The organism is Mycobacterium intermedium, from assembly GCF_002086275.1.
Taxonomy (GTDB): domain Bacteria; phylum Actinomycetota; class Actinomycetes; order Mycobacteriales; family Mycobacteriaceae; genus Mycobacterium; species Mycobacterium intermedium.
Window position 1 is genome coordinate 1 of the sequence record NZ_MVHT01000138.1, and the last position, 10,620, is coordinate 10,620.

At 67.4% G+C, this 10,620-nt stretch carries 11 protein-coding genes and 3 tRNA genes; 6 read left to right on the top strand and 8 right to left on the bottom strand.

All coding sequences use genetic code 11. The features are described 5' to 3' along the window. Positions 1-1,005, top strand: a 1,005-nt coding sequence (locus tag BST27_RS28460) for a serine/threonine protein kinase (protein ID WP_170062387.1), incomplete at its 5' end; no start/stop codon positions are given. A gap of 7 nt (positions 1,006-1,012) precedes the next feature. On the opposite strand, the gene BST27_RS28465 is transcribed toward BST27_RS28460, so the two are convergent. Next, positions 1,013-1,990: an NAD(P)H-quinone oxidoreductase gene (locus tag BST27_RS28465; protein ID WP_069420112.1), complete on the bottom strand. Its 978-nt coding sequence runs from the start codon at positions 1,988-1,990 to the stop codon at positions 1,013-1,015. Positions 1,991-2,037: 47 nt separating this feature from the next. Here BST27_RS28465 and BST27_RS28470 point away from each other — a divergent pair. Then, positions 2,038-2,124, top strand: a tRNA-Ser gene (locus BST27_RS28470). Positions 2,125-2,164: 40 nt separating this feature from the next. On the opposite strand, the gene BST27_RS28475 is transcribed toward BST27_RS28470, so the two are convergent. The 3 genes from BST27_RS28475 to lipE form a co-directional block, all read right to left on the bottom strand. Further along, positions 2,165-2,974 (bottom strand): sulfite exporter TauE/SafE family protein, encoded by an 810-nt coding sequence (locus BST27_RS28475; RefSeq protein WP_069420113.1) that lies wholly within the window; start codon positions 2,972-2,974, stop codon positions 2,165-2,167. Positions 2,975-3,247: 273 nt separating this feature from the next. Continuing rightward, positions 3,248-4,354, bottom strand: a complete 1,107-nt coding sequence (locus BST27_RS28480; RefSeq protein WP_069420114.1) for an Rv2629 family ribosome hibernation factor — start codon at positions 4,352-4,354, stop codon at positions 3,248-3,250. A gap of 37 nt (positions 4,355-4,391) precedes the next feature. After that, the gene (gene lipE, locus BST27_RS28485; protein ID WP_069420115.1) at positions 4,392-5,627 is read right to left on the bottom strand and encodes a lipase LipE; all 1,236 of its coding nucleotides are present in this window, start codon (positions 5,625-5,627) and stop codon (positions 4,392-4,394) included. Between the two features lie 30 nt (positions 5,628-5,657). Between lipE and BST27_RS28490 the strand changes: the two genes are divergently transcribed. Further along, positions 5,658-6,056 (top strand): hypothetical protein, encoded by a 399-nt coding sequence (locus BST27_RS28490; protein ID WP_069420116.1) that lies wholly within the window; start codon positions 5,658-5,660, stop codon positions 6,054-6,056. Here the strand turns inward: BST27_RS28490 and BST27_RS28495 are convergent. Beyond that, the gene (locus BST27_RS28495) at positions 6,043-6,867 is read right to left on the bottom strand and encodes a crotonase/enoyl-CoA hydratase family protein (protein ID WP_069420117.1); all 825 of its coding nucleotides are present in this window, start codon (positions 6,865-6,867) and stop codon (positions 6,043-6,045) included. The genes BST27_RS28490 and BST27_RS28495 overlap by 14 nt on opposite strands. A gap of 24 nt (positions 6,868-6,891) precedes the next feature. Here BST27_RS28495 and BST27_RS28500 point away from each other — a divergent pair, with 24 nt between their 5' ends. Continuing rightward, a complete protein-coding gene (locus BST27_RS28500) occupies positions 6,892-7,491 on the top strand; it encodes a TIGR03086 family metal-binding protein (RefSeq protein ID WP_069420118.1) in 600 nt (199 codons plus the stop codon). A 90-nt stretch (positions 7,492-7,581) separates the two neighbouring features. Here the strand turns inward: BST27_RS28500 and BST27_RS28505 are convergent, their stop codons facing one another. Both BST27_RS28505 and BST27_RS28510 read right to left on the bottom strand, forming a co-directional pair. Further along, positions 7,582-8,043 carry a DUF4334 domain-containing protein gene (locus BST27_RS28505; RefSeq protein ID WP_069420119.1) on the bottom strand — a complete coding sequence of 154 codons (462 nt, stop codon included), beginning with the start codon at positions 8,041-8,043 and terminating at the stop codon, positions 7,582-7,584. Then, positions 8,040-9,125 (bottom strand): aromatic amino acid aminotransferase, encoded by a 1,086-nt coding sequence (locus BST27_RS28510; protein ID WP_069420120.1) that lies wholly within the window; start codon positions 9,123-9,125, stop codon positions 8,040-8,042. Before BST27_RS28510 ends, BST27_RS28505 begins: the two co-directional genes overlap by 4 nt. Before the next feature lie 82 nt (positions 9,126-9,207). Here BST27_RS28510 and BST27_RS28515 point away from each other — a divergent pair. Beyond that, positions 9,208-9,296, top strand: a tRNA-Ser gene (locus tag BST27_RS28515). Positions 9,297-9,330: 34 nt separating this feature from the next. Then, positions 9,331-9,403, top strand: a tRNA-Arg gene (locus BST27_RS28520). Positions 9,404-9,498: 95 nt separating this feature from the next. Here the strand turns inward: BST27_RS28520 and BST27_RS28525 are convergent. Next, the coding region (locus BST27_RS28525; protein WP_487246509.1) for a YVTN family beta-propeller repeat protein at positions 9,499-10,620 on the bottom strand (1,122 nt) is incomplete at its 5' end.

Consider the following 10,620-nt stretch of genomic DNA (forward strand, 5'->3'; position numbering starts at 1 on the left):
AGCACCAACGTCATGGTGGGAACCATGGCCTACATGGCCCCGGAACGCTTCAACACCGGGGTCGCCGATGCCCGTTCCGATGTCTATGCGCTGGCGTGCGTGTTGCATGAATGCCTGACCGGGGAGTTGCCGTTTCCGTGCGACAGCATGCATCAACAAATCGCCGCGCATTTATCGCTGGATCCCCCGCGGCCCAGCCACATCCGCCCCCAGGTGCCCGTCGCATTCGATGACGTCATCGCCACCGGCATGGCCAAGAACCCCGACGAGCGCTACCAGAGCGCCAATGCGCTAGCCGTTGCGGCCCGCCAAGCCTTGGCCACGCCGTCGAGTCCGTCGCTTGCTGCGTCCACTCGTCGCCACAATCCACCTCCGCCCCCACCACCGCGCACACAACCGACCATCCCCGCCCCACGGCCACAGCCCGGGCCACCCGCCCAGTATTCGCCGCAGCCGCTCGCATACCCGACCGCCGAGCCAACCCGACTCGGCGGAGGGCGGATCGCAGCGATCGCCGCAGCGGTTGTGATCGTGGCCGTCGTAGGGATCGTCGGCGGCTACCTGCTGAGCAGGCCCGGGACCACCTCGCAGTCCCCGGTGACCGCACAGACTTCCGCGACGGTCGAGCCTTCGACGCCGGCGCTCCCGGCTACCCCGGCCGAGCCCACCACGACCACCACTACGGCGCGTACCGGCCTCGCCGGACTCGAACCGTTCGTCGGAAGCTGGCACGCGCACCGGGAGAGTCTCGTGATTGCAGCCAACGGCAAGGGCCAACACTCGTACGACATGGGCATGGAGAACTTCACGATCACCGCGATAGCGGGGGACACGGCCACCGGCACGGTCGACAGCAGCTCGAACCTCAACGGGGCCGTTCCCGGCGACCCGGTGACGGTGACGCTGGTCGGCAACGGGCAAGGCCTGACGTTCAGCGCCGGAAAGGAACAGCAGTTCCCCTATTGCAAAGTCGGTGGCACTGACCCGACCCTTTGCGGCGCGTAGTCGGTCGTCAGACCGTCAGCAGGATCTTTCCGTAAGTCTTGCCCGACACCAGCAATCGGTGGGCCTCCGCGGCCTGCTCGATCGGCAGGCGGGTGCCGATGACCGGCCGGACTCGGCCGGCGGCGATCATCGGCCACACCGACGCCGTCACCGCCGCCGCGATCTCGCTCTTGCTGTTCGGGCCGCTCACCGGGCGGGCGCGCAGCGTGGTGCCGATTACCCGCGCGCGCTTGGTGAGCAGCTTGCCCAGATTGAGTTCGGCCTTCACCCCGCCCTGCATGCCGATCACGATGAGTTGGCCGTCGGTGGCCAGCGCGTCGATATTGCGGTCCAAATAGGCCGCACCCATGATGTCGAGGATCACGTCGACGCCGCCGCCGTCGGTCACCTCCTTGATCCGCGCGACGAAGTCCTCGTCCTTGTACGAGATCGCGATCTGCGCGCCGAGGCTGCGGCAGAGTTCCAGCTTTTCCGGCGACCCCGCAGTGATCGCGACTCGGGCGCCCAGGGCGCGTGCCACCTGAATCGCATGGGTGCCGATGCCGCTGGCCCCGCCGTGAATCAGGACCAACTGGCCGGGGCTCAAATGAGCCGTCATCACCAGGTTGGACCACACGGTGCAGGCCACTTCAGGCAGCCCGGCGGCGTCGGCGAGCTCGACCGCAGGGGGGACCGGCATCACCTGTCCGACCGGGACGGCGACGTATTCCGCGTATCCGCCGCCGGCCAGCAGGGCGCACACTTCTTGGCCTTTCGACCACTCCGTGACCCCGGGGCCTACGTCCGCGACGACGCCGCTGACCTCCATGCCGATCGTCTCGCTGGCGCCCGGCGGGGGCGGGTATTTACCCGCGGCCTGCAGCACGTCGGCGCGGTTCACTCCCGCGGCGGTGACCTTGATCAGTACCTCGTCCGGGCCGGCGGTGACGTCGGGGACTTCTTGCCATACGAGTTGTTCGGCGGATTCGGCGACGATGGCACGCATGTTCGTCACGCTACTTGGCACCGCTACCCTTGGCTTACCGTTGTCCGGGTGGCGTGGCAGAGCGGCCTAATGCACTCGCCTTGAAAGCGAGAGACGGCTAAAACCGTCCGGGGGTTCAAATCCCTCCGCCACCGCCGTGTGATGAGTCGCGTTCCGTTTGTTTGTAGGCGCCACTCACATGCGGAGTGCTTGCCAGATGTACAGCAGTGCGCTGGCCACGGCAAGCGACCCCAGCAATGTTCGGAGCACCGTTTCCGGCGCTTTCGGTTGCAGCCGAGCGCCGAGGTAGCCACCGATCAGGCCGCCCAATCCGGCCAGCAGTCCGACGGCCCACACAGGAGCGATGTGCTGGCCGGGGCTGGCCAGGGCGATCAGGGAATAAGCGACCGCTCCTGCAAGGGACGTGACGAAGGTCGTGGTGAGCGCCGCCGGAGCGACCAGGCGCGTCGGCAGACCGCGACCGACCAAGATGGGGCTCAACAACGACCCGCCGCCGATGCCGTAGATGCCGCCGACGACCCCGACGCCTAGCGCGAGAGCGCCGATCGCCAATGACGACGGGACGACCGGATCTCGCTTCGCGGGTGACCGGATAAGGGCCTTCCCGCAGAGCCAGAGGCCCAGCGGCAACAAGATTGCGGCGACAACCAGGCGGAACAGGCGGGGGCCAGGAATCAGAAACACGCGCACCAGCGAACCGAATACAACGCCGGGAACGGTCCCGACGACCAGCACCTTGGTCAACGGGTTGGCGCGGAATGGACTGCCTGGAGTCGTGCCCCGGCGGTAGCGAAGTAACGCCCCCGGCGTCGCCACAATGTTGAACAGCAAATTCGTCGGCGTAACCGCAGGATTGGGCACGCCCAAGATCGTCAGTTGCACGGGCAGCAGGAACACGGCCCCGGAAACACCTACCGGCGTGGTGACCATCGCCAAAATCAGGCCGGCGATCGCGCTGGTGAGCAGCGTGACCGGATCGCCCATTCGGCCAACTATGTCGGAGTCGACGCTTGCGGGCCATATTTCGACTCAGCAGGCTGTCGTGGCCGCCCGCCCGCGAGGGCGCTCATTTGTACGGCGACACGCCGTCGCGGCTGGCATTTTGGGCGCGCTCGCGCTGACCGGGCGCGGGGGGGCTGGGGGTTTACGCGGCGAGGGCGCTCATTTGTACGGCGACACGCTGCTGCGGCTGGCATTTTGGGCGCGCTCGCGCTGACCGGCGCGCACTCGCGGCCGAACGGCGCGCTCGCGGCCCGATCAACCCAAGGTTGGCGCGTAGCGCAGCACCGCGGCGACCCCGTCGGCCGGCGAGATCCGCTCGTCGGTACGCACCAGTGATGCTCCGACCGCCACCGCGAACAACGGCAGCGCCTCGTCTGCGCGCAAAGTCTTGGCGGGCGCCGCCCCTTGCTCGGAAAGCACGTTAGCGTTCGGCGCGATGTGGGTCAGCTCTTCATCGGTGACCACGGTGGCGTCGCCCATTTCCCCGATGATCAAGGTCTCGACCGCCCCCTGTCGCAGTGCCGAACACACGCCGTCCAACCCTTCGGTGGCCAGTCCGGATTGTCGGCCGATCTCCGCGCTGAACCGCTCGGCGGCATGGTCGAGTATCTGCAATTGCCGCTTGGTGAACCAGGATTCAATGGCACGCTGCACCTCGTCTACGTCGTGCCCGCTGTGCCGCGCGCCGACTTCGAGCGGCACCGCTAGTTCGCGAATCCGCTCGGGCAATTCCGCGAGCAGGTCCGAGCGGGACCGCACCTCACCGACCACGAAAAGCGCCTCGGATCCCGTCCCGTCCGTCAATTCGGCGATACGGTCGGCGACGGCCCGCAGGTTCTTACGGCCGGCCTCCTCGGTGCGCGGTTGCGGGTCGCCATACCCGGCGTTTTCGGCGCCCGCGGCCTTGTGGACGGGGTAGCCACCGCCGTCGACGGTCTCCGAGCGTATCCCGTTGCCGTCGCGGACCGTGAGGTCGGCGCCGGTGTGGTCGACGATCGCCAGCAGGTAGTTCGGTTGTTCCATGCCCAGTTGGAGGATGGGAACGAGGTAGGGCAGTTCCGACACGCGCACCACGGTCGCGGCGGGGGGACGTGCCAGATGCTCGTTGACGAGGACTCCCGTCGGCCCAGCCACGACCGCACGACCGCTGCGCCCGATCGGTGGCCGCAAATCCATCACGGCGCGTTCGATTTCGCTGATGACGGACTTGTCTGCGCCTTGCTCCTCGAGTTCCTCACGCACGGCGCGCCATTTCAGGTCGAGTTGTGCGGCGGCGTCGTGGCTGTCGTGTGAGTCGTCGAAGTAGACGGACGAAAACGGTCCGGCAGTGTTCAGCAGTTTTCGGAAGCGTTCGGAATCCATGCTCCGATGGATGCCCGCCTAGTCCATCGACAAACGCTCACACCCGCGGGATCGAGGCGGCGATGGTGTTCATCAGTGCGGTGTAGCGCTTGAGCTCCGGGTCCTTGCCGGGCTTGCCGCTGCTGATCACGCCGCCCGCCAAACCACGCGCCGGGTCCGCCCAGATCGCGATGTTGGCCAGGCCCAGGTTCCCGAACGCCGCAGGGGCATTCCGACCGAACGGCCCCCAGCGATCGGTGCCCAGCATGAACCCGGTGCCCCACCGGGCCGGCAGCAGGCCCACCGCGAAATCCGGCCGCAGCCGTCGGGCCTCCTGTACGGCGTTGTACATCCGCTCCGCGCTGATGATGCGCACGCCGTCGAGTTCGCCGCCGCGGCGCCAGATTTCGGCGAACCGCGACAACTCGTTGGCAGTGGAAACGGTGTTGGACGAGGGCACCACGGTGGTCAGGAACGCCTTGGTGTTGGTGTAGGGGATGATCTCGTGCACTGTTCCGCCGATGGCTTTGCGGAAGATCGCGGCTATCACCGGCGGCAACGGCTTGCCCGTCGCGTGGCTGGGCGCGACCAGCGGCACGTCCTGCTCGGCCACGCCGAAGTTGGTCCAGCGGAAGTGCAGCGGGTCGAGGATCTCGCTGGCGAGGATGTCGCGGATGTCTTTGCCGGTGCTGGCGTAGACGATCTCGCGCATCAGTGGACCCCAGGTCAGCGCGTGGTAGATGTGCACCAGACCCGGCCGGTACAGCGGCCGCAGCATGCCGAGCTGCTCCTGGGCGTATTCGTGGTCGTCGGCGCGCTTGAGGTCCGGTTTCGGGCCGGTGGGGAACGGGACACCCGCGCTGTGGTTCAGCACGTGCCGGATCGTGGTGCGGTCCTTGCCGTGGCTGGTGTAGCTGGGGATGTATTCGCAGACGCGGTCGTCGAGGTCGAAAACCCCGCGTTCCACGAGCAGGTGGATGACCGTCGCGGTGATGCCCTTGGACGCCGAGTACACGCAGAACGGGGTGTCGGTGGTGACGGGAATCTTCTCGGCGTCGGGTTCGTCGGTCGGGGCGTTGCCCCAGCCGTGCCCGATGGCTCGGTTGAGCACCACGCGCCCGTTGTGCCGCAGGCACAGCTGGATGGCGGGGTGCATGCCGCCCTCATACCAGTGCCGCGCGGCCTGCCAGATCCGTTCGACGGCGGCGTCACCGACTTCGGAGTGGTCTTCTTCGCCGATTGCCGTCACCGCGTCGAGGTCGGCCGGGACACGAATCTTGCCGTCTGGTGTCACAGTCACCCCCGCGAGCCTAGCTTTGAGCGCATGCTCACCCGCTCACGCTACGTCTCACGCTACGTAGAGGTCATCCTCCTCGTTTTCGGTGCCTACTCCGTTGGCCTGGGGTTATTCCAGTGGGTGGCGCCCGAGACGTTCTTCGACACCCTCGGCGCCTTCGGCGTCCGCAACACCCACTACATATTCGACAATGCGTCGTTCGAGTTGCCGCTGGGCCTGTTGCTGTTGGGCGCGCTGCGTCGGCCGTCCTGGCGGGTGCCGGCGCTGGCGTTTGCGACGGCGCACTGGGCGCTGCACGCCGTCAGCCACCTGATCGACACCAACCACCGCGCCGGGACCACCGTCGGGTGGCTGGAGTTCGCCGGGTTGGCGATCTCCACCGGCTGGCTGGCCGTCGCGCTGTGGTTCAGCGCTATTCGCCGGTGAACCGCGGCGGGCGCTTCTCGAACGTCGCGGCGATGCCCTCGGTGAGGTCCTTCGACGGCAGGAACGCCGCGTTCCAGGCGGCGACGTAGCGCAGGCTCTCCGACACCGCCGCGATGCGCTGCTGATCGAGCACGTCCTTGATGCCGTGCACGGTCAGCGGGGGATTGGCGGCGATTTCGGCGGCGGTGGCGTGTGCCGCGGCCAGCGCGGCCTCGGCGTCGTCGAACACGTCGTTGACCAGCCCGATCTTCTCGGCGCGGGCGGCGTCGATGTCCTTGCCGGTCAGCGCCAGCTCGCGCAGGTGTCCGTCGTTCAGGATCAGCGGCAGGCGGGCGAGGCTGCCGACGTCGGCGACGATGGCCAGCTTGACCTCACGCACCGAGAACTTCGCGTCGGCGCTGGCGTAGCGGATGTCCACCGCCGAGATCAGGTCGACACCGCCGCCGATGCACCAACCGTGGACCGAGGCGATGGTGGGCGTGCGGCAGTCGGCGACGGCGTTGATGGCGTCCTGCATCCGCCTGACCTCGCGGTGGAACTCCGCGCGCGGACCGGCGAGTGCGTTGCCGGACAACAGGGGAGTGAACGAGCCTCCCATGGCCGGCACGTCCAGGCCGTAGCTGAAGTTCTTGCCCGATCCGGTCAGGACGATGGCCCGCACCTCGGGGTCCGCGTCGAGGGCCGGGAACAGCTCGGGGAGCTCCCGCCAGAAGGCCGGCCCCATCGCGTTGCCCTTGCCCGGCCCGATCAACGTGACCTGTGCGACCCGGTCTTTGACCTCGACGGTCACGGATTCATATGTCTCGCCCATGACCGAGACCGTAGCGTGGCGGGTATGCCCCCAGATTTGCGCCCCGGACCAGATTCCCCGCCCGCCGACGAGCTGCGTAGCGCGGAGGCGACGCTCGGGGTGCTTCAGCAGGTCGTGCACACCGTCGCTGCCGACGACCTGACCAAACAGACGCCGTGCACCGAGTTCGACGTGTCCGGCCTGACCGAACACCTGCTGAACTCGATTACCACCCTCGGCGGCATGGTGGACGCGGACTTCTCGTTGCTGCCGGACGACACCGAGTCGGTGGAACGGCGCATCATCGGTGCGGCCCGCCCCGCCTTGGACGCCTGGCACCGGCACGGTTTGCAGGGCGAGGTGTCACTCGGCCAGGGGGCGATGCCGGCCAACGTGGCCGTCGCGGTGTTTTCGCTCGAATTCCTGGTCCACGCTTGGGATTACGCGGTGTCAGTGGGACGGCAGGTGGACGCGCCCGACTCGCTTTCCGAGTACGTGTTGGGGTTGGCGCACACGCTGATCAAGCCGGCCCAACGCGGCGCGGCCGGTTTCGATCCGCCGGTGTCGGTGGCCGACGACGCCCCCGTACTCGACAGGTTGGTCGCGTTCACCGGGCGCAATCCCGACGACGCTCGCCGACGCTAGCGCCGACCGTCACACTGGCGTGGCGCTGGATGCCGGCCGTCACGCCGGCGTGACGCTCGAGCGGGCTGGCTTGGCCGGGGAGCGACGGGGCTAGACCCGCTCGAGGAAGAAGTAGTAGTACCGCCCGTTGTCGCGGACGTGTTTGCCGTTCATGATGCCCATCACCGCGTCGTCGTCGATCTTCTTGAAGTGATCGTGAACGGGCTGGCCGTCGTAGACCATCGTCGCGGTGACCTCGCCGCGGAACTCCTCCAGCCACAGGCTGGCCTCGCCCTTTCCCATCGCCACGTTGGAGAACTTGTTCCCGTCGTCATCGAGGCACACCAACGGCTGCACGTCGCTGACCGATTTGAAGGTCTTGCCGAACCACCGGGCCTTCTCCAACTGCCCGTTCATCCTGTGTCCGGTGTCGAACTCGCCACCCTTCCACTCGCCGATCATGCCGTCGAGGGTCATGGGAGCGAGGGTCTCCCAGAATTCGTCCAGTTCGGCGTCGGCGATCTTGCCGGTCCGCGCCTTCAACTCGTTGAACTTCTCCCGTGCCGAGCTCATTGGTCTCCCTGGTCCGCCTTCCAGCTGCGCGCGAACCGCAGCAGCGCATCGTTTTCTTCCGGTTTGGCCGTGACGGTCACCCGAACGCCATCGTCGCCATAGGGTCTGACCACGATCCGCGCGTTCGCGGCCTGCTCTACGAAGTCCCTGGTCTTTGCGCCCAGTGGCAGCCAGACGAAATTCGCCTGTGAGGGTGGCAGCGTGAAGCCGGCATCCCGCAAGTCGGCGCTGACCCGGGTGCGCTCGGCGACCACGGCGTCGGTGCGGGCCAGCAGTTCGTCGGCCGCCTCGATCGAGGCGATGGCGGCCGCCTGGGCGACGCTGGAGACGGTGAACGGTACGTAGACCTTGTCCAGTGCGGTGATCACGTCGGGGTGGCCGACGGCGTAGCCGATGCGCAGTCCGGCCAGCCCGTAGGCCTTGGAAAACGTCCGCAGCACAACGACGTTCGGATGAGAGTGGACGAGTCCCAAGCTGTCGGGCCGCATCCCGTCCCGGATGTACTCGACGTAGGCCTCGTCGATGGCGATCAGGACGTCCGAGGGCGCGGCCTCGACGAAACGGGTGAGCGCCTCGGGTTCGACGACCGTGGACGTCGGATTGTTGGGGTTGCAGACCAATATCAGCCGGGTGCGCTCGGTGACGGAGGCCAGCATCGCGTAGAGGTCGAAGGTGTGGTCGGTGAGCGGCACCTGGACGGGGGTGGCGCCGGCGGTGAGGACCTGCGGCGGGTACAGCTCGAAGCTGCGCCACCCGAAGACCACCTCATCGCCCGGTGCCGCGGTGATCTGCACCAGCTGCTGGCACAGGCTGACCGACCCGCAGCCCACAGCAATGTGCTCGGGCGCGAAGTCGGGTCCTCCCGCGACGCTCACGTGCTTGGCCAGGGCTGCCTTGAGCTGCACGCACCCGTTGTCGGGGTAGCGGTTGATGACATCGGTTGCGCGCTCGATGGCCGCGCGGACACTGGGTAGCGGTCCGAACACGGTTTCGTTGCTTGCCAGCTTGATTGCACCTGGCACGGTTTTGCCGGGAACGTAAACTGGAAGCCCGGCCAACTCGGGCCGCAGGCGGGCAGTCACTTCGACAGCATATGTTGCCGATGTGTACGCTATGCCTCCGGCGGCTGCGGGTTGTGGGGTCGGGTACCCTCATGAAGTTCAAGGAGGCGTGCCAGAGCGGCCGAATGGGGCTCACTGCTAATGAGTTGTTCCCCTTCAAGGGAACCGGAGGTTCAAATCCTCTCGCCTCCGCTGGTCCTTTCGAGGACATAACTGAATAGGTAAGGCGCCCGTAGCTCAACGGATAGAGCATCTGACTACGGATCAGAAGGTTGGGAGTTCGAATCTCTTCGGGCGCGCTCTTTGTGCCTTGCGGCATCGAGGTTGCCGCTACGGTTGCAGTTCGCGACCGCCGCACAGCCCTCACGGCAATCTCGGCGCAAGTAACGAACCGTCAGGTGATCATCGACACCAAGTCGCCGAACAGGTTCGTAACGTAGACGTTGCCAGGCGCGGGGCCGGCGGTGTCGGCCGCCGCCTGGAACCCGGGGCTGCTGAGGGTGGTGGTGGCGGTGACGGTGTTGGTGGCGGGGTCGATCGCCGCCATTGTGCCGCTGTTGAGGCTGGTGACGTAGATGGCGCCGGTGGTGGGGTCGACCGTGACCATGATCGGGGAAATGCCGACGGGGATGGTGGCGGTGACGGTGTTGGTCGCCGGGTCGATCACTGACACCGTATTGCTGAAATTGTTGGCGACGTAGACGGCGCCGGTGTCAGGGCTGACCGCCACTCCGAATGGGGCGATGCCGACGGGGATGGTGGCCGTGATGGTGTTGGTGGCGGGGTCGATCACCGACACTGTGCCGCTGTTGGTGTTGGTGACGTAGATCGCGCCCGCGGCGGGACCGGTTGGACTGACCGCCACCATGCTCGGCGTAGCGCCGACGGGGATGGTGGCGGTGACGGTGTTGGTGGCGGGGTCGATTACCGACACCGTGTTGCCGAGTTGGTTGGCGACGTAGATGGTGCCGGCGGAGGGGCCGGTAGGGCTGACCGCCAACCCGCCTGGGCTGTCGCCGACCGGGATGGTGGCGGTGACGGTGTTGGCGACGGGGTCGATCACCGACACGGTGTCGCTGAACCCGTTCGCGACATAGACGGTGCCGGCCGAGGGGCCGGTGGGGCTGACCGCGACCCCGGCCGGGCCCGAGCCGACCGGAATGGTGGCGGTGACGGTGTTGGTAGCGGGGTTGATCACCGCCACCGTGTTGCTTCCGGTGGTGACGTAGATTGCGCCGGTGTCGGGACTGACCGCCAGCCCGAGCGGATTGGTGACGGGGATGACGGTGCTGCCGGCGCCGCTGCCGACGCCACCGATGCCGCCGTTACCACCCAAACCCCCCGAACCGCCGATGGACCCGCTCGGGGCAACGCCCGCGGCGCCCGCAACACCGGCCGTGCCGTTTTCCGCGGGGCTGAAGCTCAGGCCGGCGCCCCCGTGCCCGCCGTCGCCTCCGGCCCCGCCGGAGCCACCGCTACCCCCGATGGTCCCACCGGAAGCAACACGGTGGCGGTG

Coding starts and splice junctions, on each gene's coding strand:
- BST27_RS28465 (WP_069420112.1), bottom strand. CDS start 1,990: ATGCGTGCCATCGTCGCCGAATCCGCCGAACAACTCGTATGGCAAGAA.
- BST27_RS28475 (WP_069420113.1), bottom strand. CDS start 2,974: ATGGGCGATCCGGTCACGCTGCTCACCAGCGCGATCGCCGGCCTGATT.
- BST27_RS28480 (WP_069420114.1), bottom strand. CDS start 4,354: ATGGATTCCGAACGCTTCCGAAAACTGCTGAACACTGCCGGACCGTTT.
- BST27_RS28490 (WP_069420116.1), top strand. CDS start 5,658: ATGCTCACCCGCTCACGCTACGTCTCACGCTACGTAGAGGTCATCCTC.
- BST27_RS28495 (WP_069420117.1), bottom strand. CDS start 6,867: ATGGGCGAGACATATGAATCCGTGACCGTCGAGGTCAAAGACCGGGTC.
- BST27_RS28500 (WP_069420118.1), top strand. CDS start 6,892: ATGCCCCCAGATTTGCGCCCCGGACCAGATTCCCCGCCCGCCGACGAG.
- BST27_RS28505 (WP_069420119.1), bottom strand. CDS start 8,043: ATGAGCTCGGCACGGGAGAAGTTCAACGAGTTGAAGGCGCGGACCGGC.